This window comes from Enterococcus sp. AZ197, assembly GCF_050556405.1.
GTDB classification, from domain to species: domain Bacteria; phylum Bacillota; class Bacilli; order Lactobacillales; family Enterococcaceae; genus Enterococcus; species Enterococcus faecalis.
In genome coordinates this window covers 1,151,848-1,175,893 of the sequence record NZ_CP187873.1, presented here as the reverse complement: position 1 = coordinate 1,175,893, position 24,046 = coordinate 1,151,848, and the positions used below count along the sequence as shown (strand labels likewise).

Here is a 24,046-nt window from a genome sequence, read left to right as displayed (position 1 = left end):
AAAACACTTGATTATTTCCGCAATCGGTTGCATAATAAGACTTGTAAAAAATAATTTTTGGAGGGTTCAAAAATGAAAGCGAATTGGAAAAAGATTTTAATGGGCGGTATCCTTTTAAGTGCTTCCGCGGTTTTACTTACTGCCTGTGGTGGCGCAGAAAAAACGAAAGCTGAAAATGAAAGCGGTTCAGCAAATAAAGCAGCTGGTGACGTAAAATTATGGGTTGATACTGAATATATGGGCGTCTTTAAAAAAGTTGTCGCCGATTTTGAAAAAGAAAACCCCGATATTAAAGTTAACTTAACTGCTGGAAATTCGGCAGATGCTAAAAAAGACATTGCAAAAGATCCTAAAGCTGCCGCAGATGTTTTCATGATGCCACATGATCAAATTGGTCAAATGGCAGAAGCTGGTCTGATTTACCCTAACACAAAATATGAAAAAGAAGTCAAAGAAAACAATATCGACTCGGCAGTCGCAGGAGTCACTTGGAAAGACAAAGTCTATGCCTACCCTTATGCCGTAGAGTCACAAGTTCTTTATTATAACAAAGATACGTATTCTCCAGAGGAAATTAAAACTTGGAAGTCTTTAACTGAAAAAGGCAAAATCGGTACCAATTTTGGCGAAGATGGCGCAAATTATATCTTCGGTCCTCTATTTATGAGTAACGGCGATTACTTATATGGTGAAAATGGCGAAGATCCGAAAGGTACCAACTTTAACAACCAACAAGGTATAGAAGTATTACAATGGATTGCCGATCAAAAAAATAATCCTGGTGTGATCCAATCAAATACAGAAGCATTGTCTAATCTAGGTTCTGGCAAAACGGATGCCTTCCTTTCTGGTCCTTGGTCTAAAAACGATGTAGAAAAAGCTCTTGGCGACAAAATGGGGGCCGCTGCCTACCCAACCATTGATTTTGGCAATGGAGAAAAACAAATGAAAGCTTTCTTGGGCGTTCGTAGTTTTGCTGTCAACCAACAAACACAAGCACCATTGGCCGCAATGACATTAGCAAACTATTTAACAAGTGAAAAAGCACAAATGACTTACTTCAAAGAAATCGGTTTTGTCCCCTCAAACAAAAAATTACAAACAAACGAAGAAATTACACAAGATACTGTTGCAAAAGCTATCTTAGAAATGGCGCAACCAACCCACTCTGTGGTAATGCCAAAAATCCCAGAAATCGTTTCATTCTGGCCTGCGATGGATGCAGTGATCAATGATACGTACAAAGGCAATATCAAACCTGCGGATTATCAAGCAAAATTAGATAAATTAGTCCAAGACACATCAAAAGAAGCAAAAGAATAAAAAGAGTAAAGAAATGGGACGAGCTTCAATCTGCTGTCCCATTTCCTCTATCTTTTTTATTTAAGTAGAAAGTGAGTGAACGAAGATGTTCAAGAAAAAGAAAGCCCAGACGTCATTTCGAGAGGTCTTTAAAAAAGGCGACTTCGCTACAAAACTATCTTTTTTAGTTATGGGTGCTGCAAACTTCGCCAACAAGCAGTGGTTAAAGGGAATCATCTTTTTAACAGCTGAAATTGGCTTTATCTATTGGTTAATCCGTAATGGTTTCCACGCATTAATGATGCTAGGAACACTAGGGACCCAACAGCAAGGATTAGTATATGATGATTCTTTAGGGATTGAAGTTCTAAAAGAAGGCGATAATTCAATGCTCTTATTATTATTCGGAATTGCAGCAATTTTAGTCTGTTTATCGCTAATCATTTTATATGTAATCAATTTAAAAAGCGCCCGTCACCTATATGAATTAAAGACAGCCGGCAAAAAAATTCCAACAACTATGGATGATTTACGTAGCTTGTTAAACGAACGTTTCCATGCAACTTTAATGACGATCCCCTTACTAGGCGTTCTTTTCTTTACCATCTTGCCGTTGTTGTATATGATTTCAATTGCCTTTACCAACTACGACCATAACCATCTGCCACCGAAAAACCTTTTTACTTGGGTTGGATTGGCAAATCTAGGTAATGTAATCACAGGCGATATGGCTTCAACGTTCTTTCCAGTACTTGGCTGGACCTTGATTTGGGCTGTTTTCGCAACCGCAACTTGTTTCTTTTTTGGAATCATTTTAGCCTTGCTTATCAATACAAAAGGCTTAAAATATAAAGCATTTTGGCGGACTATTTTTGTTATCACGATGGCCGTACCTCCGTTTGTTTCACTTTTAATTATGCGAAACCTCTTAAATGGTTCTGGACCTATCAATGCTCTGTTGTTAAATTGGGGCTTAATCGATTCTTCTATCCCCTTCTTAACAGATCCGAATTGGGCAAAATTAACCATTATTGTTGTCAATATGTGGATTGGTATTCCTGCTACGATGTTAATCTCTACAGGGATTATCCAAAACCTTCCTGAAGATCAAATCGAAGCAGCTAGAATTGACGGTGCCAATAAATGGCAAATTTTTAAAAGTATTACGTTTCCACAAATTCTATTTGTGATGACCCCAGCGCTGATTCAACAGTTTATTGGCAACATCAATAACTTCAATGTCATTTATCTATTAACAGGTGGTGGGCCAGCCAATTCTAACTTCTACGGTGCAGGCTCAACTGACCTTTTAGTTACCTGGCTATACAAATTGACTGTCGATACAATGGATTACAATTTAGCCTCTGTGATTGGTATTTTAATCTTCATTCTCTCCGCAGTCTTCAGTTTAATTGCCTATACACGTACGAATTCATTTAAGGAGGCGTAACTTATGGCTAAAGCAAAAAGTTACCAGAAAAAACAACGCACTGCACTTACCAGCGTTTACATCATTCTAACCATTTTAGCAGTTTTTTGGATGTTCCCCATTGTGTGGATTATCTTAACAAGTTTTCGTGGCGAAGGCGGTGCATTTGTTCCCTATATCATTCCCAAAACATTCACTTTAGAAAATTATAAAGTATTATTAACAAATCAGACTGGCAACTTCCCCTTTGTCCGTTGGTTTTTGAACACCTTGTTCGTTTCCATCGCAAGCTGTCTGTTATCAACTTTCATTACAATCGCAATGGCTTATGCGCTGTCACGGTTGCGTTTCCGCTTAAGAAAACCATTTTTAAAAGTGGCGCTCGTTTTAAATATGTTCCCTGGTTTTATGAGTATGATTGCCGTTTACTATATTTTAAAAGCCTTAAATTTAACTGAAAGTTTATTCGCTTTAATTCTGGTTTACTCTGCAGGCTCGGCGCTAGGTTTTTACATCGCCAAAGGTTTCTTCGACACCATTCCGATGGCTTTAGACGAATCGGCTATGATTGACGGTGCCAACAAGTGGCAAATTTTCACAAAAATTACGTTGCCATTGTCGAAACCAATTATTGTCTATACTTCTTTAACCGCCTTCATGGGCCCTTGGATGGATTTTATTTTCGCAAAAGTTATTATGGGTGATAAAGTTGAAAATTACACCGTTGCGATTGGTCTCTTTTCGATGATGACCAAATCAACAGCCAATTCACTATTCATGGCTTTTACAGCAGGATGTGTGCTGATTGCCATTCCAATTACTATTTTATTTATATTAATGCAACGTTTCTATGTAGAAGGCGTGACTTCTGGCTCTGTCAAAGGCTAGAAAAAACATCGTTTGGTTTATAGCCAAACGATGTTTTTTATTTTTTGGCGTTGTTTTCCTTACACGTTTTTCTTCGTAGCGCTTGATAATTGGACAAAATTTTCATGACCGCCAAAAAGTGTTGATTGACCTCTTGATAATCCTCTAAGGAAAGAACACTAAGCGTTTCAGATAGTTGCTGTTTTACTTGATTTTCTTTTTGCTTAAAGAGCTTCTCGCCTTCTTTTGTCGTATAAACATTAACCACGCGGCGATTTTCTTGATTATGGCGACGTTGAACAATCGCTCGTTCTTCTAACCCCGCAATAGAGCGACTCACTTGAACTTTCGACGTTCCTACTTGGTTGGCTAACTCCGTCATACTAATTCCTTCATTTGTTGCCACAATTAATAAAATTAACATGTCTAACTTGGTTAATTTTAGATCCTCCAAGTCTAGGTCTTTAAAAAGCAATTGGCTCATATATGAAAAAATTTCAGTAAAGACACTAATATCTAAATTTGATGAATGCTTCTCTTTATCCATATGTTCTCCCTCGTTTCCCACCTAGTGTATACTAAATTCACTTGATTATCAAATGGTAATGATTGATTTTTGTTAACTATTATGTTACGTTATACACTAACTTAAGGTTGTATTGTTGATAAATTGGAAGAAGGATGCGAAAAATATGCTAGAACTCAAAGAGATAAAAAAATATTATACTGTCGGCGGAACGACCACTAAAGCTTTAGATGGCGTCTCTGTCGCTTTTCGAAAACAAGAATTTGTAGCCATTCTGGGTCCCAGCGGCTCTGGTAAAACGACGATGTTGAATGTGATTGGCGGATTGGACAATTACGATTCTGGTGACTTAATCATTAACGGCAAATCAACAAAAAATTTTAAAGAAGCCGACTGGGATGCTTATCGGAATAACTCAATTGGTTTTATTTTTCAAAGTTACAACTTAATTAGTCATCAGGGGATTTTGGATAATGTTGAGCTTGGTATGACACTGAGTGGTATTTCAAAAGCAGAAAGACGCCAAAAAGCCGAAGATGCACTCATCCGTGTCGGTTTGAAGGACCATATCCATAAAAAACCTTCCCAATTATCTGGCGGTCAAATGCAACGGGTTGCCATTGCTCGCGCTTTAGCTAATGATCCCGATATTTTACTTTGTGATGAACCAACTGGTGCATTGGATTCAGAAACCAGTCTGCAAATTATGGCACTTATCCAAGAACTTTCGAAAGAAAAATTAGTTATTATGGTGACCCACAATCCTGAATTAGCTCACGAATACGCTGATCGAATTATTGAATTTTCAGATGGCCAAATTCGTCATGACTCGCGTCCTCATATTGAACATGAAAAAAAAGAACCTTTCGAATTGAAACGCACCAAAATGAAATTCACGACTGCGCTGCGTTTATCTTTTAATAATATCCGCACTAAAAAAGGGCGAACTTTTTTAACCGCCTTTGCTTCAAGTATCGGAATTATCAGTATTGCGATTGTCCTTTCTCTTTCAACAGGATTCCAGAAACAAATTGATAAAACTCAGTCGGAAACGTTAGCGCAATTTCCGATTACCATTTCTAAAATAGCGACCGATCAAGATCCAGAAAGTTTCAATAATCAGGACAAAAAAGGCACCTTCCCGAAAGAAAAAGAAGTGACTGCTAAAATTAGCGATGCGGACCGTGCGCAACACACGAATTTAATTGATCAAAAGTTTATTGACTATGTCAATCACATTGATCCTGAATTAAGTAATAATATCGGCTATACTCGTCTAGTTAATATGAACTTATTAAGAGAAATCAACGGGAAAGCACAAGCTGTCAAATTTTCAAACGATGCACCCGACGGCCAATCAAACGCGATGGCTTCTATGATGGCTGCCCAAACTGGCGTCGGCGTTTCTGCTTTTCCTAAACAACTAGAAAATGGAAAAAACAATTTCTTAAAAGACAATTACTCGTTGCTTGAAGGAAATTATCCAGAAAAAGAAACCGATGTCGTTTTAATCGTTGATAGTAACAATACCACCAATATTAATGCTTTAAAAAATCTTGGCTTTGACGCGAAAGATAATCAAAAGATTGCCTTTTCAGACATTGTCGGCACAAAAATGAAGTTAGCCAATAATAATGCATTTTACACCAAATTACCGACAGGCAACTTCATTCCTAACCAAGATTTGCAAGCTGTTTACGATAACCCAGAAAATACTGAATTAACAATTTCAGGGATTTTGCGAATTAAAGATTCTTCAACAATGAATCTATTAGCACCTGGAATTGCTTATAGCGATGCACTTTCAACTAATATGATTGCCAAAAACAAAACCTCTGATATTGTTAAAGCGCAAGAAGCCAGCAACACTAACGTTATGACTAACGAAACATTAGATGCTTCCGCGAAAGAAAACCTGTTGTCTTATTTAGGAGCGAATGAAATCCCTTCAAGTATTATGATTTATCCAAACGACTTCAAATCAAAAGATAAAATTCTTGATTATTTAGATGCTTATAACAAAGGAAAAGATAAAAAAGACCAAATCATCTATTCTGATTTAGCTGGAACAATGACCCGCTTAACAGGTGGTTTAATGGATGCCATCACTTATGTGCTGATTGCATTTGCTGGGATTTCCCTTGTTACAAGTATGATTATGATTGGGATTATCACCTATACTTCTGTCATTGAGCGGACCAAAGAAATCGGTATCCTGAAAGCGTTAGGAGCTCGTAAAAAAGATATTACCCGGGTGTTCGATGCCGAAACTGCTATTTTAGGCGTTGCCTCTGGTATTCTTGGTGTTGTGATTGCCTTTCTCGCAACATTTCCGATCAATGCAGTGCTCTATAACCTGACTGATTTAGAAAATGTTGCCACCTTAAATCCAATTCACGGGATTATTTTGATTGTAATTAGCACAATCTTAACCATGATTGGTGGCCATATTCCTGCCCGAATGGCAGCGAAAAAAGATGCGGCAGTTGCTTTACGTGCAGAATAAATAACAAAAAATAATCCTTTAATTTCTCTTAAAGGATTATTTTTTGTTTGTAATTTTTATAAAACCACCGTATACTAAATGATTGTGAATGCTTAATAAAAAGAAACGAGGTAATTTCATGTTAAAAAAACCATTTTTACTATTTTTTTCACTTTTAGGAGCTATTTTTATTTTAGCTAGTTGTGGCATAGGAAAAGATGCTGTCACTGATACTAAGTACAAAGTTAGTTTGCAGCAAGCTGCTGAAATCTATGAAAAAGAAGCTGGCAACAGCAAACCATTAGTAAATGTCCAATTTGATACAGAACCAGCAAGTGACTACAGCTATATCTTTACTAACGATACAGAAACACTTTACGTGAATCCTGAAACAGGAAAAGTCACCAAAAATACTGAAGCAAATCAACTTGGAGAAAACGAGACAGCCTTTTCAGCTGCTGAAGTCAAAGAATTAGGCGCTGTTAACGACGTTTTAGCCAAAGCAAAAAAAGAAGTTGGAGGACTTTCTCCACGTATTTTGACTTGGAAGTTAACCAAAAATAACAATAAACTTGTTTATACAGTAGATGTTAAAACGACTACGGCAGATGAAAAAGTTACCTTAGATGCCAATAAATAAGCACAAGCGTATAACTTATCACGAAATAACCAAATCTTAAAATACTCTTTGGGACAGAAACTACGCATTAGGAAACCTTAACATTTTCCGAAGCCGATCGTTCTGTCCCAATTTCATTCTTTTAAGTAATAATAATTGTTCGTTACCCCTGCTACCGTTATACTTAGTTTAAAAGAAAAGATGGGAGTATCAATTCATGGTTTATACAGTTGATTTTAAAGAAGTAGCCACTATTGGTTTAGAAAGTTCACCAGTGGCACCTGCCCTTGCTGGACTAAGAGCGAATGAAGCTCGCTATTTTTGGAATAAATACAAACATCGCTTTACGACCGTCCCTGCCTCTGAAGCTCCAGAAACATTGGCCTGGATTGAAAAAATTTTATTAGAACGAGAATTACATTTCCCTTACAAGCCACTTGAAATTTCTTCTTTCACTTTAGATGGCATAAAAATGGCCTATGTATTTTATGAAAACGGCTTAGCAGTTAACGTGATGTACACATTAGCTGAGGAAGGCAAACGCGCCGTTGGGTTTAAACTTTCAGATGGTATGGCAATCCCTGCAGAATTTGAAGGAAAATTCAAATTTGCTCGTCAAAAATCAAAATTAGCTGGAACCATTCGCGGCTCTTATTTTGTCATTAAAGGAACCTATTAAAAAAATGCTTTTGCCCTTATTATTAAAGGCAAAAGCATTTTTTTATTTTAATTCTTCAATATAGTTAAATACTTGTTGTCCAGCAATACCGCCTTCACCGACCGCTGTCGTGATTTGACGCAATGTTTTTTCACGGACATCACCAATGGCATAAACACCAGGAATTTTTGTTCTCATTTCTTGGTCTGTTTCAATCCAACCAGCCTCATTCGTAATACCAGCTTTTTTAAATGGTTCTGTTAATGGATCTAGCCCCACGTAAATGAACACGCCGTTTGCTTCAATTTCAGAAACTTCATCTGTTTTGACATTCCGTGCTTTCACACCTGTCACGACCATTTCATTGCCAACAATTTCTTCGACAACTGTATCCCAAACAAAGGAAATCTTTTCATTTGCAAAGGCACGATCTTGAATGATTTTTTGCGCACGCAATTCATCACGACGGTGAACAATCACTACTTCAGAAGCAAATTGCGTTAAATAGATTGCTTCTTCAACTGCAGAATCGCCGCCGCCAACGACTACTAAGCGTTTATTTTTAAAGAAAGCACCGTCACAAACAGCACAATAAGAAACACCACGGCCAGCAAATTCTTCTTCGCCTTTTACACCCAATTTTCGGTGTTCACAGCCTGTTGCAATAATTACCGCTTTAGCTTCATAAGATTTGTCATCACAAATCACTTCTTTATAGGATCCGTGGTCTTCAATGCCCATCACAATACCATACGCATTTTCCGTACCAAATTTTTCTACATTTTCATACATTTTATAGGCCAATTCTGGACCCATAATAGAATCAAAGCCTGGGTAATTCTCTACCTCAGCAGTGTTGTTCATTTGCCCACCAGGCGCACCGCGTTCAATCATTAATACAGAAAGATTGGACCGTGATGCATAAAGTGCTGCCGTCATCCCAGCAGGACCGGCACCAATGATAATTACATCATACATTTTATTTCCCCCAAAATTTTAAGTAAGTTTACTTTACTCCTTAAACAATTTCTTGTCTACTTTTCTGCCCTTTTTTGACATTCGGAGTAGGTGTGTCTATTACGTAAGTTATTGTACCACGGTTTTGTGTTTTCTAGGAGGGGGAAAAGAAAAGTTTAAAAATAACGATCACAACGAATCATTGATTTTTAGAAGCCGTTGTACTGCCGCATCAGAGAATTCTTCTTTATCATTTTTTATGCATTCTTGTTGATTTTGCCCTTGTGGAACAAAACGAAATACTGTAAATGATGCAGATAACGTATCAGGATTACTAATCCGATGAAGACTTTTATGCATCCGAATAAGTTCTCCTTCTGCACAAATTCTTGAAATAATTTGCTGATTTTCTAGCTCTTCTATTTTCACTTTTCCCGACTGCACAAGTAAAACTTCTTCGATTTCGTGATGCTTATGCCAACCTTGCACAGTTTTTCCTGGCAAGCTATTTATATGTATTTCAAACTCTGGAAATAGAAAATAATTTACTTCTGTTCCATCTGGCTTTTTACGAAAGATGACCTCGTCTCTTGTTAAAATTTCTATATATTTCTGTAACATGGCAGGCTCCTTTTAACTTTTTTTATAGCCGAAAGCTATTCTTTCAAACTAAGTTTGAAGCTACTTTCTGAAAATTCGAGTTCCTTTAAATATACTTTTATTACCATTTGAAAATCACTTTTTTTAAAACAATTGACTGTTCAGTATCAATCTTCACTAATCCATCTGTTCACCAGAAAAAATATAGTATTTCCGATTATTCACGAACTTATTATTCAACTTCAAAGGAAAATCAGTCAACATACAGCCCACATATCTAACATCAGAAACACTTCTACTTTTCTCAAGTACTGCTATGGTATACATTGACCTTACTAGTAACATTATAGCATCAAGTTTTAATCATATGTAGATTTTAAAAAATTGATAGCACCCTAACAGATGTTTTCGTTGCTCATTTAATTTACATGATTATTTTTTAGATGCTAATTAAATGTTTGTCAGTAACCTGAATTTTTGATATTTTTATCCAGATTACTTATGTCGGTTTATCAGTTTAAAAAAGAAATGTAAAAAATGGACAAAAATGAACTACAGCCAAAAAAAGAATAAATCAAATAAACTAGCAGCTATTATAAGTTTATTTTTTAACAATATTTATAGCGGGACAAACCATCTCACTTTTTTGGTATTCAGACTTGCTACTCTATTCAATATTTATTTGAATTGAGATGCTTTCACTAATTTTAATTTGAATTCTACCTGATAAGTTCATAAAAAATAACCTCCAAAAATTGTATTTTTCAGATACAACTTTTGGAGGTTAAAATATCTTACCTCAGCCTATTTCTTGGCATTTTTCCATACTTATCATTTCTCTACTTCTCTAAATAAAACTCAAATCGACTTCCTGCATACTGCGTACGAACATATTCAAAAGGTAGTCCGTTTTCAAAATAGGATACTTGGCGCACACGCAGAATTGCATCGCCTCGTTTAATCTCTAAATATTCTGCGATCTGCTCCGATGCTTGAACAGCAGAGATTGTTTGGTTAGAGTGGCCAATTTTGTGGCCAGATTTGGCTTCAAGTGTTTTATAAAAAGAGTTCGTGATTTCAGATTTGCCATATTGCGAGACCAATGAATAAGGAATGCTCGCCACCTCAAAACAAATCGGAATGTCATCCGCAAAACGAATTCTTTCCATTCGTAAAATTGAATCTTCTGGACCTAGTTGTAATTTTTCCATCTCACTAGAACTAGGTTTCGCTACAAAATAAGACACCGTCCGACTAGAAGGAACGCGATTTTGAGACAAGGTAATTTCTGTAAAACTAGTGGTACCTGTCATTGTTTCTTGAACTTTCTTACGTGCTACATATGTTCCTGAACCAATTTTTCGTTCTAAAATCCCTTCGTCTGCTAAAGTCTGAATGGCTTGGCGTAAGGTCATTCGACTAACATCAAATTTCAAGGCTAATTCTCGCTCAGAGGGCAAACGATCCCCGATACTCCAGACACCTTTTTCAATATCTTCTTTGATTTTATCGTGAATTTGAATATAAATTGGTATATTTTGAACCATTTACGCTTCCTCCTCTTCGTTCATCTCCTCTTCTATTATAACTGGTATAGACCGTGTAAACAACCAAAAAATGATAAATAAAAGAGGAATTGGAATTTTTATCAAAGTTGGTCTAGTTGTATGCTTTCTTTTTATAACAAAAACATTTGGCTTAGTCAGTAAAAAGTGATCAAGCCAAATGTTTTTAAACGAATTGCTATTAGTTATTATCTTTTTACATTTTCTTCTTTCAACAACTTGTTCGCTGTGGCCATCATCAAACGGATTCGGTTCAACTGATTGACCAAGGATACCCCTGGATCATAATCCACCGCCGCAATGTTTGCTTGCGGATATTGACGTCGTAGCTCTTTCACGACCCCTTTTCCAACAATATGGTTTGGTAAACATCCAAACGGCTGCATACAAACGATGTTATTCACCTCGTGTTTTAAGAGCTCAATCATTTCAGCTGTTAAAAACCAACCTTCACCCGTATGATTGCCAATTGATAAAATTTTACTTGCATCTGCTACCATATCATAAATGGAATGAATACCATCAAAACGGACAGATTTTCTCAATGCCTTATCCATTGGTTTTTCTACCAATTCAATGATTTTTATCGCAAATTCTGCTAAACGTTTGCTTTGTTTTGACATGCCCATATTTTCGTATTTCCAAATTTGATTGTACAAAGAATAGTTCATAAAGCCAACAATATCTGGCACAACTGCTTCAGCACCTTCTTCTTCTAGCAAACGCACAATATCATTATTCGCTGTCGGCGAATATTTCACTAAAATTTCCCCGACCACACCGACTTTTGGTTTTTTTATCTCTTGTAAAGGAATTTCATCAAACGTCCGAATAATTTTTTTCATGAAGTGATTAAATTGTGTCAGCGAACCATTCCGGACATTGGCTTCCACTCTTTTTAGCCAATCTTGGTGCAGTTGATCCACCATTCCTTTTTCTGTTTCATAAGGTCTTGTTCGATAAACTACTCGTTCGAATAAGTCACCATATAAAAAGGCAACTACTAAGCGCTTGATCATTGGCAACGTAAATTTAAATCCTGGATTGGATTCGACTCCTTTATTGCCCATCGAAACTGAAACTACAGGAACTTGAGAAAAACCAGCATCATTTAAGGCTTTTCGTAATAAGGGAATGTAATTCGTTGCGCGACAACCGCCCCCTGTTTGCGTCATTAAGACACTGACATTATCCAAATCATATTGACCACTTTCCAAAGCTTCAACTAGTTGTCCGATGGAAATAATTGCTGGGTAACACGCATCATTATTGACATATTTTAACCCGACATTCACAGCTTCTTTGTCTTGCGCAGGCAAACAGACGACATGATAGCCAGAAGCTTGTAATGCTACATCGACTAATCCAGATTGATGAATCGGGCTAAGCATTGGTAACAGTAAGGTATGTGTTTTTTTCATTTGTTTTGTAAACACAATTTTCTCTGGCTCTTCCATTTGCATATGCGGAACAAACTGTTGCTTCTCCCGCTCATTGACAGCCGCCTTCAAGGAGCGCAACCGAATACGAATTGCGCCCAAATTCGCGCCTTCATCGATTTTGAGGACTGTATAAATTTTGCCAGACCGATCCATGATTTCTTCTACTTGATCGGTTGTCACAGCATCTAAGCCGCAACCAAAGGAATTCAGTTGGACAAGTTCTAAATTTTTCGTCTTAGCCACTACTTTAGCCGCCGCATATAAGCGAGAATGATAGACCCATTGATTCACCACACGTAAATTCTGCACGTCTCCAAGATGCGAGATACTGTCTTCTGTCAAGACATGGAATCCTTCCTGTGTAATGACTTCGGCAATGCCGTGATTAATCTCTGGATCCAAGTGATACGGTCGCCCCGATAAGACAATCCCTCTCTGGCCTTTTTCAGTTAACATGGCTAACGTTTCTTCGCCTTTTTCTTGAATTTCTTTTTTAAAAGCTGCTAATTCTTGATAACCATGATGCAGCGCTGTTTGAATTTCTTCTAAGGAAATCCCTAAATCAGCAAAATTTTCAGCTAAAACTTTGGCAACTGCTGCTTCATTCGCTAAATTAAGATAGGGATTTCGATAATCTACTTGGCCCTCTCTGATGGCATCCACATTATTTCGAATGACATCTGGGTAGCTTTGCACAATTGGACAATTAAAATGATTATCCGCTTCCACTGTTTCTTGCTGTTCAAAAACGACACCAGGATAAAAGATAATTGGCACTTGCGCATCAATTAATGCTTGAATATGTCCATGCGCCATTTTCGCTGGGTAACAAACCGTATCACTGGGAATCGTTTCAAGGCCTTGTTCATAGATTTGCTTATTAGAACGTGGCGATAATTCGACCCGAAAGCCCAAGTCAGTAAAAAATGTATGCCACAAAGGATAATTTTCATACATGTTTAGGACTCTAGGGATACCCAAGCGCCCACGAAACGCTTTATTTTCCCGCAAAGGTCGGTACTTAAATAACTTGCGGTACTTATAATCAACCAAATTTACTTTGCGTTCTTCTCGTTTAATTTTAATTCGTGCACCACGTTCACAGCGATTTCCCGTAATAAATTGGCGCCCATCTGAAAACACTGTGACCGTTAATTGACAATTGTTTTCACACAAGCCGCAATGAGTAAATTCCTTTTCAGAGGTAAATGCCGCTAACTCTCCTAAAGAAAGAAGCGTGGTTTCTTCCCCAATTTCATAAGCGTCCAAAGCAATCAGCGCTGCCCCATAAGCCCCCATCAAACCAGCAATAGAAGGACGAACCACTTCACGACCGCTAATTTTTTCAAAAGCTCTCAAGACCGCTTCATTGTAAAATGTTCCTCCCTGGCAGACAATCTTTTCTCCCAACTCTTCAGGTCGGCGAACCTTAATGACTTTATAAATGGCATTTTTGATGACTGAATAAGATAGTCCAGCAGAAATATCGCCGACAGAGGCCCCTTCTTTTTGAACTTGTTTCACTTTTGAGTTCATAAAAACAGTACACCGAGAACCTAAATCAACAGGCGCTTGCGATTCTAAAGCCGCCAAAGCAAAATCCTTCACATTATATTTTAAAGATTGCGCAAAGGTTTCGATAAAGGAACCGCACCCAGAAGAACAAGCTTCATTTAATTGTATCGAGGAAAGCACGCCATTTTTAATGGTCATCGCTTTCATATCTTGTCCTCCGATATCCAAAATAAAATCCACACCTGGCTGAAAATGGTTGGCTGCTTTGTAATGGGCCATCGTTTCAACTTCACCAATATCGACTTTTAACGCATTTTTTATTAGCTGTTCTCCATATCCTGTAACAGCCGCTTTTCCGATAAAAACTTCTTCAGGCAGTTGTTGATAAAGTGATTTCAGTACTGTCATGGTGGTTTCTAAAGGTTGCCCTTGGTTATTACCATAAAAAGAAAACAACAAATGACCATCTTCATCAATCAATGTGACTTTTGTCGTTGTAGAGCCTGCATCAATCCCTAAAAAGGTCACGCCAGTATGTTGAGATAAAGGTTTCTCCGTTGCTTGAGCTTGCGCGTGTCTTTCTCGAAAATCTGCCAAATCTTCTGCGCTGTTAAATAACGGTGGTAACGTGTCGCTCGGCTGTAAATCAGTAGCCTGGCTGTTCACTAAGCGCTGAATTAATTCTTCCAATGTACATTCGGCTGCATCTTCTGAATAAAGTGCTGCTCCCATTGCTACAAACAGTTGCGGTTGTTCTGGAAAAATAACATCTTCTGGCTGAATTGCTAAGGTTTCAACAAACCGTTTTCTCAATTCTGACATGAAAAATAAAGGTCCCCCTAAAAACGCTACTTTACCTTTAATTTTGCGACCAGCAGCTAACCCGGCGATTGTTTGATTAACTACCGCTTGAAAAATACTCGCCGCAATATCTTCTTTCGCTGCTCCTTCATTGATTAAAGGTTGAACATCCGTTTTGGCAAAAACCCCACAGCGGGAAGCAATCGGATAAATAGTTTGATAATTCTTCGCCAATTCATTTACTCCATTGGCATCCGTTTTAAGTAAAACAGCCATTTGATCGATGAAGGCGCCTGTCCCACCTGCACAACTACCATTCATTCGTTGCTCTAAAGCACCATCAAAAAAAGTGATTTTTGCATCTTCTCCGCCAAGTTCAATAGCAACATCCGTTTCTGGTATTATTGTTTCAACAGTTCGTGTACACGCGATAACCTCTTGAACAAAGGGAATCCCTAATACCTCAGCCAGCCCCATACCACCAGAGCCAGTTATGCTCATTGTCACAGGTTGGTCTGCACCGATCCTTGCTAGCCCTTCTTTTAAAATGCGTTCCGTTGCTGCTTTGACATCTGAAAAATGGCGTTCATATTTTGTAAAAATAGGCTGATTTTGCTTATTTAAAAATACTAATTTTACTGTCGTTGACCCAACATCAATCCCTGCTCTCATAACCATCAATTAAAATACCCCTTCATTTTTCAACAGTTTGTTGATTATTATACAAACTGTTTGTTATAATAGATATACCTATTTTAGAAAGGTTCTAAATGATTTGCAACAAGCAATTTACCCTATTTTGTGAGATAAACAACAAAGTTTCCGCGAATGTTGACTATCTCGAAAGGAATTTATGATGGCAAAGAAAACAGACCTTAGAGTACAACGAACCAGAAAAATGATTATTGAAGCTTTTTTTAAACTTGTAGAAACGAAAGGCTACGAAGCGGTGACGATTCAGGATATTGCTGATGAAGCTATGATTAATCGTGCGACTTTTTATGCTCATTTTAAAGACAAACAGCATTTATATGATGCAATCTTCACCTTTACGCTTAGTGCTTTTACCGCTATTCTTGATTCGCAACAACTGGTTAATGGCAACCGTGTCCGCGTGAAGCACATTGAAGAACTTCTGACGCAACTCTATATTAATATTCAAGAGAACAAATCTTTCTTCTTAACTATCATGGACAATAATTTCAACGAACACTTTCGAAAACGCTTAGCTGAAATTATCGAAGAAAAATATGCGACGATTTTTTCGCAGTTGCGTATTACCGAAAATGATATTGATGTACCGATAGATTTTGTTATTGAATATATGACCTCTATCTTCATCGGTACCCTTCATTGGTGGATTACTAGCGAAACGGATATGACACCCAACCACTTAGCCCAATTAGTTATCAAATTAGTTGGTAATGGGCATTTAACTGTCTTAGGCATCGAATTAGAAAAATAAAAACACCGGAGTAGACAATAATTTTGTCTGCTCCGGTGTTTCTGTTAAAGACGAATTAGTTTTTTGAACGCCATTTGATATTGTGGGCTGTATTTCTTGAAGAAGTGACTTTAACACCACTTTTGATGTTGCCTTTTTTACGAGGAATTAAGTCAACTTTGACATCATACTTACCATCGCGTGCTAAATCGTAAACATTTTCAACCATTTCTGTAATTTTTTCTTTAAAGTTCATTCTTATCAACTCCAGACTATTCTTTCTTAATACTTTAGCATATTCTTATATAAATGAAAACTTTTCTAGCCTGTACATGAGGAAAATCTTACCTCATTTTTGTTATATAATTATACAAAAAAAGAACATCTCTCTACCAGAAATGTTCTGAAAACTGGGGTAGCTGGATTCGAACCAACGCATGACGGAGTCAAAGTCCGTTGCCTTACCGCTTGGCTATACCCCAAAAAGAAAATGGAGGAAAGTGGATTCGAACCACTGAACCCTAAGGAACGGATTTACAGTCCGTCGCGTTTAGCCACTTCGCTATTCCTCCAAAAAGTCATTGTCGCTGTAACGACCTGACTTAGTTATAATACAATCTTTTCCAGAAAAAAGCAACCCTTTTTTTTAAAAAATTGTTATTTATTTTTTATTCACTTAAATTCCATTGACGAATAATTGTTTCAAAGGCTTCGTCCAGATTTTTTGCTGTACCTTCTTGCTTGCCATCAATTTCAATGATGAATTTTTTATCATTTTGCGGAATGACACGACCGATTTCTTTTTTACCAATAAATAATTTGTTCATTAAAACATTTGCTCCATTGTATTGGGCTTTTTCTTCTTCGACACGTACTTCAATATCTTTATTCTTTTTTGACATCTCTATCCCTCCAAGAACTCTATGTTATCAGAATCTTTGAAACAAAACAAGCACTCGCTATTTCTCTGTCAGATTGCTCGTTTATCGTTTCAATGCAGCATTAAGGAGTAACGAAATGCGATTCGCTACTCCTCAAAGACTGATTTCTATTCTTTTTCTGAACCTTCTGTTGCATGATAGTTCACGCTATTTGAGGTACCTTTTTTAGAAAAGTTTTCAATTAGCTCTTTCACGTCGAGGCCCGTTGTTTCTTTTAGTGTTTCTTGTGTACCAGCCAACAAATTTGTTGCATAATTGGTAATACGGTTGGCGCCAGAATTTTCGCCACCTGCGCCTGTATCTACCACTGAAATCTTGTCGATGTTGCCCAGTGGTTGTGCTGCTTCTTTCATTAATTGTGGCAACATTTCCATCACCATACTTAACACAGCTGCTTCACCATATTCTTTGAAGGCATCAGCAATCTTTTGTTTGGCTTCGGCTTCCGCTGCACCACGAGCTAAAATAGCTTCGGCTTGCGCTTGACCTGTTAAACGCGTTTTATTGGCTTCCGCTTCGGCTAATGCTTCAACTTTGAAGCGTTCTGCTTCAGCTTCTGCTACTTCGCGTGCTTTTTGAGCAAGAGCTTCTTGTTCGCGTGCGTAACGATCTGCATCGGCTTTTTTCTTCACTTCTGAGTCGTATTGTTTTTCACGACGCGTAATTTCTTTTTCTTCTAACTCAATTTGTTTTTGACGTTCAACGACTTTGACTTCCATTTCTTGTTCCACTACGTGTTGTTGTGCACGCGCGCTTTCCAAGTTATAGGCTTGGTCTGCTTTGGCTTTGGCAATATCTTGTTCTTGTTTGTATAACGCTAATTTCAATTCTTTTTCTTTTGAAGCTTCTGCAATTTCTGTTTGACGTTGCAATTCCGCTTGTTGTGATTCTTTTTCTGCTTCCGCTTTTTTGATGCGAGTTTCTTTCAAGGCTTCTGCTTCAGCAATATCTGCATCACGTTTAACTTGAGCGATTCTTGGTTTCCCTAATGAATCCAAGTATCCATTTTTATCACGAACTTCTTTAATTGTGAACGACACAATAACTAAGCCCATTTTAGCTAAGTCAACACTGGCAACTTCTTGTACACTTTGGCTAAATTTATCACGATTTTGGTAAATTTCTTCCACTGTCATTGAACCTAAAATCGAACGTAAATGTCCTTCTAATACTTCACGTGCTTCATTTTCTAATTCTTCCGTTGTTTTTCCTAAAAATTGTTCCGCTGCTGTCGCAATTTCTTCAACTGACGAACCAATTTTAATAATTGATGTCCCATCACACATCACAGGAACCCCTTGTTCTGTGTACACTTCTGGTGTAGAAACATCTAATTTACTTGAAAGCAAACTAATTCGATTTGAACGTTGGAACACTGGTAAGACAAACGCACCACCGCCACGGACGATTTTAATTTTGTTGCCACCTTCGTCTACATGAACATTTTTAGACCCTAGATAGCTCCCGCTGATAATTAACGCTTCATCAGGTTTGGCTGTCTGATATTTAGAAACAAACACAATTAATAACATTAATAATACTAAAACTGCAATAATAATCGGTAACAAAATCCCCATTTTCTTCTCTCCTACTCTATATTTTTAGACTGCCTTCGTAAGGAATGACATAACAAACCCGTTCTTTCAATTCAATAATCAATACCTCACTACCTCTTGGCGCAGCCACTTCTTGTGGCACATAAAATGCTGCTGGTCGACTTAACGAACCTGTGACACTCTTCAATTGAATCTCGCCCATTCCCCGGACAGGAATTGGGGTAATCACAGTAGCAACACGACCCTCCATGTCTTTTTCCGAAATAGAAATTGTGGCCTCCGAATTTTTCAAAGGGACCAACACATAAAAATTTAGGAAGAAAACAATAATGGTTGAAAGAATACCACTGACAATTAAAATAAGCCAACTATTCACCGCTGTTAATTCTTCCCCAAGGTACCCAAACAGCGAGGTAAAAGCAATCCATGGAATAATCAGCATTGGGTCCACCGGTCCATCAAAATTAAAAACATCCCCAAAAATAATTAGTAAAAAAGCGAGGACCGCGCTCCCCACTAATGCATAAAAATAAACCGTTTCCAATGGTAGACCTTCTAACACTTTTCCCACACTCCTTTCTGTGCTATAACCTAGTAATAGTGTACCAATTTTTAAATAAAAAGAGTAGCAATTTCCAAATAAATCTCAAAAGATACATCTTAAGACCTATTTTTTCTTAATAAAAGAAGCAACAATAAACGAGCAGCCCTAGAATTATCGAACTTCTACGGACTCCTCGTTTTTTAAAATGTGCTATTCATTTGATTTTAACGCTTCAATCATATTGATTTTCTTCAATTTCCGATGCATAATGACCATCACAAACAACGTGAAACACATGGTGATGACTGCGGAATATAGATAACTTGGCCAATGAATAATTGGCGAAAACATAATTAAATCAACTTCAACGGTTGCTAAAATATACTGATGCAAAATTTTCCCAAAGAAGCAGCCAACAATAATACCAATGAACGTTAAAATAATGTTTTCACGGTAAACATAGGTGGTGACTTCACGATCGTAAAACCCTAAAACCTTAATCGTGGAAAGTTCTCGAATCCGTTCAGAAACATTAATGTTGGTTAAATTATATAACACAATTAACGCTAAAGAACCAGAAACAGCAATTAGTACCCAAATGACAATATCAAGGCTTTTCAGCATATCATCAAACGAACCTTTCATCGCAGTTAAAAACGTAATGTTCAACACTTTCGGCTGTTTTGTCAACGCCTCTCCGATTGAGGTTTCTTGTTTTGAGGATAACTTTTTGTCAAAAAGTAGGAATTCTGTATTATACTCCGGCTTCTGTTTCGTCATCGTCTGGTAGAGTTTCGGCGTCATATAGACAAAATGACCCGTGTAGTTCTCTGCAATCGCGGCAATTTTCACGTGATAGGTTTGATTATCACTATTTTCTAAATTTAATTGATCTCCGACTTTATAGCCAAATAATTTAGCTAATTTTTCATTAATGATTACACCATCATCGTTGAGGGAATATTTTTCTCCAGTGACTCGATCATTAAATAATTGAAACTCAGCCATTTTCGAAGGATCTTGTGGCACATAAAGAGTAATATTTTGAGTTGGTGCGCCTTTGCCCTTCGTTTTAAAGATTTCTGAATATAACGGAATTGTTTTATTCAAACCATCCAGTTTGCGCAACGTTTCTTGATACTCTTTTGTCTCTTCAGCTGTTGTTTGCTCTTTAAAAGTCACGACTGCTTGGTAATGCCAGATTTTATTAAATTGAATTGTAGCGACATCCACAATTGAATCGCGTAAACCAAAACCAACAATTAACAGCCCCATACAACCAGCTATTCCGATAACAGTCATCAGCATCCGTCGTTTATAGCGGAACAGATTTCTAGCGGTCACTTTTTGAATAAAGCTCATGCGTTGCCATAAAGGGCGGATTCGTTCTAATAAAATCCGTTGGCCTGCTTTCGGCGCTTTGGGTCTTAGCAAGGTAGCTGGGGTACTTAATAAATCGATTCTTAATGTCACTAAGGCCGCTCCCACAGTACAAGCTAAGGCTACAATGATGCCCCATAAACTGTAATTTAAGTACCACGGTGTAACTAAATCAGGAATATTGTACATTTGACCGTAGGCATCAAAAATTATTTTAGGGAATAGATAATAGCCAACTGCCAATCCTAATAATGCACCTGTTAAGCTGGCAACCGTTGCATAGGTAATAAAAATCGAAGCAATTTCACGATTACGATAACCTAAAGCTTTCAAACTACCAATTTCCATTCTTTTTTCTTCAACCATACGTGTCATGGTAGTTAAGCTGACTAATGCCGCAATTAGGAAAAAGAACAACGGGAACAGCGTGGCTAAAGAAGAAATCCGATCAGCGTTATCTTGATATTCAGGAAATCCTGGATTGTCTTCCCTAGTAAAATAATAATACGTTGGGGCTTTCAAATTGGCTAGCTCTGTTTCTTTTTCAGCCAACAGTTGTTCTTGTTTAGCCAATTCGTCTTTTTGCTTTTCAAGCATCTCAGCTGGAATTCCTGGTTGTTGCTCCAACTGCGCAAGCGCTTGTTTTCCCGTTTCCAGCGCTTGCCGACCTTGGTTAATGTCCGGCTGAGCCGAATCACGCAGAGCCGCAATCTGTTCTTCTGGCCGATTTTTCAGTGCCTCTTTTACCTGATTTAAGGCCTGCTCTCTTTTCTTTTCATAATCAGAGAAATACGTATTTTGATGTTTTAATGAACGAAATGAGATTAGCAATTCTGGATATCGTTGACTGTCAAAGGCTTTTTCCGAAACCACGCCAAAAAAGTTTAACGTTCCAGAACCGACCGTTGTGGTTCCCCTGGATGTATTATCAATATATTCTGCTGAATTGATAAATCCAACAACAGTAAAATGAGTTTGCGTCAGTCCTTTTTCTTTAATCGCTACATCGTTTAAAGTGATTTTATCACCCATTTTATAGTCATATCTAGTTTTCGCTAATGTATCTAATGCAATTTCATTTGTTTGTTTAGGTAACCGACCGTCAACTACTTGATAGTTAACCGATCCTGCTTGATTTTTTCGATAGCCAAACAATTTTACTGCATTATTTTGCGGCCCAATCGTGGCATCTATTGTATACCGCGGCACAACTGTTTCGACATCTTTTAAAGACTGTAATGTTGTTAAATCTTTCTTTTCCAGTCCCATTGTAGAAATTATTCGCGCATCTGGAAGCTGCTCTTTCTGGTAATAATTATTCGCGGTTTTAATCATATCTGGTCCAGTAGCTTTCAAACCAACAAAAACCATTACACCAAGGAAAATAATCCCCATAATCGATAAAAATCGTGTAGTAGATTGTCTAATTTCACGTAAGCTTGTTTTAATTAGCGCTGTTTTCTTCATTTTAGGCACCTACCATTCAATTTCAGCAACCAATTTAGGCTGATCATTCACAGTCATTTCGCGAACTTTCGCATCATTAATTCGAATTACCCGATCGGCCATTTCTGCAATGGCTGAATTGTGGGTAATAATTAAGACGGTCGTTCCAGTTTCACGAGCAGTATTTTGCAAAATAGTTAAAATTTGTTTCCCTGTTTCATAATCCAGTGCTCCTGTCGGTTCATCACATAAAAGTAACTTGGGCTTTTTAGCAATCGCACGGGCGATGGTTACTCGTTGTTGTTCACCACCAGAAAGTTGCGCTGGAAAATTATCTAAACGTTCCCCTAAACCCACCGATTGTAAAACAGTGGTCGAATCCAACGCATCCGCAACGATTTGCGAAGCCAATTCGACATTTTCTTTTGCCGTTAAATTTGGGACTAAATTGTAAAATTGGAAAACAAACCCGACATCATTTCGTCGATAAGTGGTTAATTGTTTCTCTGAAAACTGAGCGATATCTGTGCCATCAATAATAATTTCCCCTTCATCACAGCTGTCCATTCCACCAAGAATATTTAAAACAGTTGATTTTCCAGCACCGCTGGGGCCTAAAATAACCGCTACTTCTCCTTTTTCCACTTCAAAAGAAATGCCGTCATTCGCAGTAATAGTTGTCTCTCCCATTTGGTAACGCTTGTATTCATTTTTGACTTCAATATAGGCCATCCACTATCCCTTCCCTTCTACATTAAAATAGTAACATATCTGAGAAAACAAGTCTTTCAAAGAAAAGCCTTTTTTGATTTTTTAGCAAATTTACGTATAATAGAAAAGATGGTCCACTTAAATTTGGACTATTGCAAGTATAAAATTAGAGGAGCACGTTATGGCAAACAGAAAGAAGAAACCACCATTTAATTCAACCATCATGCTGATTGGCGCATTAATCATTTTAATTTTAGGCGCGGTTGGCGTTAAAGTTCCTGATGCTTTACAAGATTTATTTAATGTTCAACCACAAACAACCACCCCCTCAAGCACACCAGCACCAAAAGGAGATAATCCTGGACCCATTGAAAATGGTAAAGCCACATTTTCAGCAGAGGAATTAAAGGATAACTCAAACGGCTGGATTACTTATCATTCTCTAGATCGTCTAAAACGAGCGACAGGCGCTGATGCGCTATTAAAACCCGCAATGGTCAATACAGGAACTTCCGCTAATAAAGATATTCGACCAGCTGGTTTCATTTCAGGAAAAGCTAATCATTCGCGTGGCCACCTAATCGGCCGTCAAATGGGAGGCAGTGGTGATGATCCACGTAACTTAACCACCTTGTATCAGAATCCTGTCAACACTCCTTATATGACGAAATATGAAAATCAGATTCGGGCAGCTCTTGATCGCGGCGAAACCGTTCGCTATCGCGTGACACCTGTATATAACGGAAACGATTTGTTGGCTGAAAAAATCATCTTAGAAGCCAAAAGCCTTAAAACAAATTCACCCATTGATTTTTCAGTAACTATTTTAAACAAACAATAAGGAGGAACTTTCATTGGATTTTGAACAGCTAAAAGAAACATTACCCGATGCAAAACCACAAACATTTTTGCAAGCAATCCTCTCTCAACCTCAAGAAGAGGATGCTGAATTAACTTTCAGTGAAGAAATTGATGAACAGTTTGTCGAAAATTGTAAATTTTTAGCCTCTCCGGAAACCATTTCTGAAACAGATGTGGAACATTGGCGCGAACAAGAATTTTTAGTTGTCGCCCAAAGTTTAGATGGCGATTATCTAGCAGGCACCCTAGAGCAAACCTTTGTGATTCCTAGCTCCCTTTACAAAGAGGATATTGAGCAATTTGACAAGCAATTAATCGATTTTTTTATTGCCTATGAAAACAAAGAAATCACTTCTGCGATTTTACCAAAAGAATTATAAAAAAAGCTTGCGGATAA

At 37.6% G+C, this 24,046-nt stretch carries 20 protein-coding genes and 2 tRNA genes; 9 read left to right on the top strand and 13 right to left on the bottom strand.

The window, feature by feature from the left end; genetic code table 11:
* Positions 1–72: 72 nt before the first annotated feature.
* From IGK82_RS05800 to IGK82_RS05790, 3 genes are all read left to right on the top strand, one after another.
* Positions 73–1,323: an extracellular solute-binding protein gene (locus tag IGK82_RS05800; protein ID WP_002382263.1), complete on the top strand. Its 1,251-nt coding sequence runs from the start codon at positions 73–75 to the stop codon at positions 1,321–1,323.
* A gap of 85 nt (positions 1,324–1,408) precedes the next feature.
* The gene (locus tag IGK82_RS05795; protein ID WP_002357775.1) at positions 1,409–2,752 is read left to right on the top strand and encodes a carbohydrate ABC transporter permease; all 1,344 of its coding nucleotides are present in this window, start codon (positions 1,409–1,411) and stop codon (positions 2,750–2,752) included.
* Positions 2,753–2,755: 3 nt separating this feature from the next.
* On the top strand, positions 2,756–3,619 hold the full coding sequence (locus IGK82_RS05790) for a sugar ABC transporter permease (RefSeq protein WP_002360454.1): 864 nt from the start codon (positions 2,756–2,758) through the stop codon (positions 3,617–3,619).
* 37 nt (positions 3,620–3,656) lie between these two features.
* Here IGK82_RS05790 and IGK82_RS05785 read toward each other — a convergent pair whose 3' ends face one another.
* Positions 3,657–4,166 (bottom strand): MarR family winged helix-turn-helix transcriptional regulator, encoded by a 510-nt coding sequence (locus tag IGK82_RS05785; RefSeq protein ID WP_002365578.1) that lies wholly within the window; start codon positions 4,164–4,166, stop codon positions 3,657–3,659.
* Between the two features lie 124 nt (positions 4,167–4,290).
* On the opposite strand from IGK82_RS05785, the gene IGK82_RS05780 reads away from it, so the two are divergent.
* The 3 genes from IGK82_RS05780 to IGK82_RS05770 all read left to right on the top strand — a co-directional run bounded on the left by IGK82_RS05780 (position 4,291) and on the right by IGK82_RS05770 (position 7,907).
* A complete protein-coding gene (locus tag IGK82_RS05780; RefSeq protein ID WP_002371231.1) occupies positions 4,291–6,630 on the top strand; it encodes an ATP-binding cassette domain-containing protein in 2,340 nt (779 codons plus the stop codon).
* A 118-nt stretch (positions 6,631–6,748) separates the two neighbouring features.
* Positions 6,749–7,249, top strand: coding sequence for a plasmid sex pheromone cAM373 precursor (camE, locus tag IGK82_RS05775; protein ID WP_002358931.1), 501 nt, complete (start codon positions 6,749–6,751; stop codon positions 7,247–7,249).
* 196 nt (positions 7,250–7,445) lie between these two features.
* The gene (locus tag IGK82_RS05770) at positions 7,446–7,907 is read left to right on the top strand and encodes a hypothetical protein (protein ID WP_002355960.1); all 462 of its coding nucleotides are present in this window, start codon (positions 7,446–7,448) and stop codon (positions 7,905–7,907) included.
* A gap of 42 nt (positions 7,908–7,949) precedes the next feature.
* Here IGK82_RS05770 and trxB read toward each other — a convergent pair whose 3' ends face one another.
* The 4 genes from trxB to IGK82_RS05750 form a co-directional block, all read right to left on the bottom strand.
* Complete coding sequence (gene trxB / locus IGK82_RS05765) at positions 7,950–8,864, bottom strand: thioredoxin-disulfide reductase (RefSeq protein ID WP_002357780.1); 915 nt, start codon at positions 8,862–8,864, stop codon at positions 7,950–7,952.
* 168 nt (positions 8,865–9,032) lie between these two features.
* Positions 9,033–9,464 carry a cupin domain-containing protein gene (locus tag IGK82_RS05760; RefSeq protein WP_002379393.1) on the bottom strand — a complete coding sequence of 144 codons (432 nt, stop codon included), beginning with the start codon at positions 9,462–9,464 and terminating at the stop codon, positions 9,033–9,035.
* Positions 9,465–10,282: 818 nt separating this feature from the next.
* Positions 10,283–10,990, bottom strand: coding sequence for a GntR family transcriptional regulator (locus tag IGK82_RS05755; RefSeq protein WP_002357800.1), 708 nt, complete (start codon positions 10,988–10,990; stop codon positions 10,283–10,285).
* 206 nt (positions 10,991–11,196) lie between these two features.
* Positions 11,197–15,444 (bottom strand): 2-hydroxyacyl-CoA dehydratase, encoded by a 4,248-nt coding sequence (locus IGK82_RS05750; protein ID WP_010710032.1) that lies wholly within the window; start codon positions 15,442–15,444, stop codon positions 11,197–11,199.
* Between the two features lie 175 nt (positions 15,445–15,619).
* Between IGK82_RS05750 and IGK82_RS05745 the strand changes: the two genes are divergently transcribed.
* Positions 15,620–16,231: a TetR/AcrR family transcriptional regulator gene (locus tag IGK82_RS05745; RefSeq protein WP_002357803.1), complete on the top strand. Its 612-nt coding sequence runs from the start codon at positions 15,620–15,622 to the stop codon at positions 16,229–16,231.
* 55 nt (positions 16,232–16,286) lie between these two features.
* Here the strand turns inward: IGK82_RS05745 and IGK82_RS05740 are convergent, their stop codons facing one another.
* The 8 genes from IGK82_RS05740 to IGK82_RS05705 all read right to left on the bottom strand — a co-directional run bounded on the left by IGK82_RS05740 (position 16,287) and on the right by IGK82_RS05705 (position 22,809).
* The gene (locus tag IGK82_RS05740) at positions 16,287–16,466 is read right to left on the bottom strand and encodes a hypothetical protein (RefSeq protein ID WP_002357804.1); all 180 of its coding nucleotides are present in this window, start codon (positions 16,464–16,466) and stop codon (positions 16,287–16,289) included.
* A gap of 154 nt (positions 16,467–16,620) precedes the next feature.
* A tRNA-Gln gene (locus tag IGK82_RS05735) sits at positions 16,621–16,692 on the bottom strand.
* 9 nt (positions 16,693–16,701) lie between these two features.
* Positions 16,702–16,782 (bottom strand) — tRNA-Tyr (locus IGK82_RS05730).
* 96 nt (positions 16,783–16,878) lie between these two features.
* Entirely contained in the window at positions 16,879–17,112 is a 234-nt protein-coding gene (locus IGK82_RS05725) for a DUF2969 domain-containing protein (protein ID WP_002357806.1), read from the bottom strand.
* A 146-nt stretch (positions 17,113–17,258) separates the two neighbouring features.
* On the bottom strand, positions 17,259–18,728 hold the full coding sequence (locus tag IGK82_RS05720) for a flotillin family protein (RefSeq protein WP_002357808.1): 1,470 nt from the start codon (positions 18,726–18,728) through the stop codon (positions 17,259–17,261).
* A gap of 16 nt (positions 18,729–18,744) precedes the next feature.
* A complete protein-coding gene (locus IGK82_RS05715) occupies positions 18,745–19,278 on the bottom strand; it encodes a hypothetical protein (RefSeq protein ID WP_002357809.1) in 534 nt (177 codons plus the stop codon).
* A gap of 183 nt (positions 19,279–19,461) precedes the next feature.
* A complete protein-coding gene (locus IGK82_RS05710) occupies positions 19,462–22,098 on the bottom strand; it encodes an FtsX-like permease family protein (RefSeq protein ID WP_430605161.1) in 2,637 nt (878 codons plus the stop codon).
* A 9-nt stretch (positions 22,099–22,107) separates the two neighbouring features.
* On the bottom strand, positions 22,108–22,809 hold the full coding sequence (locus tag IGK82_RS05705; RefSeq protein ID WP_002360463.1) for an ABC transporter ATP-binding protein: 702 nt from the start codon (positions 22,807–22,809) through the stop codon (positions 22,108–22,110).
* Between the two features lie 160 nt (positions 22,810–22,969).
* Here IGK82_RS05705 and IGK82_RS05700 point away from each other — a divergent pair, with 160 nt between their 5' ends.
* Positions 22,970–23,629 (top strand): DNA/RNA non-specific endonuclease, encoded by a 660-nt coding sequence (locus IGK82_RS05700; protein ID WP_002357812.1) that lies wholly within the window; start codon positions 22,970–22,972, stop codon positions 23,627–23,629.
* Positions 23,630–23,642: 13 nt separating this feature from the next.
* Entirely contained in the window at positions 23,643–24,029 is a 387-nt protein-coding gene (locus IGK82_RS05695) for a hypothetical protein (protein WP_002357813.1), read from the top strand.
* Positions 24,030–24,046: the final 17 nt, after the last annotated feature.

Excerpts from the sequence above, each read along its gene's own strand:
- IGK82_RS05755 (WP_002357800.1), bottom strand. The coding sequence starts at position 10,990 with ATGGTTCAAAATATACCAATTTATATTCAAATTCACGATAAAATCAAA.
- IGK82_RS05795 (WP_002357775.1), top strand. The coding sequence starts at position 1,409 with ATGTTCAAGAAAAAGAAAGCCCAGACGTCATTTCGAGAGGTCTTTAAA.
- IGK82_RS05790 (WP_002360454.1), top strand. The coding sequence starts at position 2,756 with ATGGCTAAAGCAAAAAGTTACCAGAAAAAACAACGCACTGCACTTACC.
- IGK82_RS05710 (WP_430605161.1), bottom strand. The coding sequence starts at position 22,098 with ATGAAGAAAACAGCGCTAATTAAAACAAGCTTACGTGAAATTAGACAA.
- IGK82_RS05780 (WP_002371231.1), top strand. The coding sequence starts at position 4,291 with ATGCTAGAACTCAAAGAGATAAAAAAATATTATACTGTCGGCGGAACG.
- camE (WP_002358931.1), top strand. The coding sequence starts at position 6,749 with ATGTTAAAAAAACCATTTTTACTATTTTTTTCACTTTTAGGAGCTATT.
- IGK82_RS05700 (WP_002357812.1), top strand. The coding sequence starts at position 22,970 with ATGGCAAACAGAAAGAAGAAACCACCATTTAATTCAACCATCATGCTG.
- IGK82_RS05705 (WP_002360463.1), bottom strand. The coding sequence starts at position 22,809 with ATGGCCTATATTGAAGTCAAAAATGAATACAAGCGTTACCAAATGGGA.
- IGK82_RS05745 (WP_002357803.1), top strand. The coding sequence starts at position 15,620 with ATGATGGCAAAGAAAACAGACCTTAGAGTACAACGAACCAGAAAAATG.
- IGK82_RS05800 (WP_002382263.1), top strand. The coding sequence starts at position 73 with ATGAAAGCGAATTGGAAAAAGATTTTAATGGGCGGTATCCTTTTAAGT.
- IGK82_RS05750 (WP_010710032.1), bottom strand. The coding sequence starts at position 15,444 with ATGGTTATGAGAGCAGGGATTGATGTTGGGTCAACGACAGTAAAATTA.
- IGK82_RS05725 (WP_002357806.1), bottom strand. The coding sequence starts at position 17,112 with ATGTCAAAAAAGAATAAAGATATTGAAGTACGTGTCGAAGAAGAAAAA.
- trxB (WP_002357780.1), bottom strand. The coding sequence starts at position 8,864 with ATGTATGATGTAATTATCATTGGTGCCGGTCCTGCTGGGATGACGGCA.
- IGK82_RS05720 (WP_002357808.1), bottom strand. The coding sequence starts at position 18,728 with ATGGGGATTTTGTTACCGATTATTATTGCAGTTTTAGTATTATTAATG.
- IGK82_RS05740 (WP_002357804.1), bottom strand. The coding sequence starts at position 16,466 with ATGAACTTTAAAGAAAAAATTACAGAAATGGTTGAAAATGTTTACGAT.
- IGK82_RS05760 (WP_002379393.1), bottom strand. The coding sequence starts at position 9,464 with ATGTTACAGAAATATATAGAAATTTTAACAAGAGACGAGGTCATCTTT.
- IGK82_RS05770 (WP_002355960.1), top strand. The coding sequence starts at position 7,446 with ATGGTTTATACAGTTGATTTTAAAGAAGTAGCCACTATTGGTTTAGAA.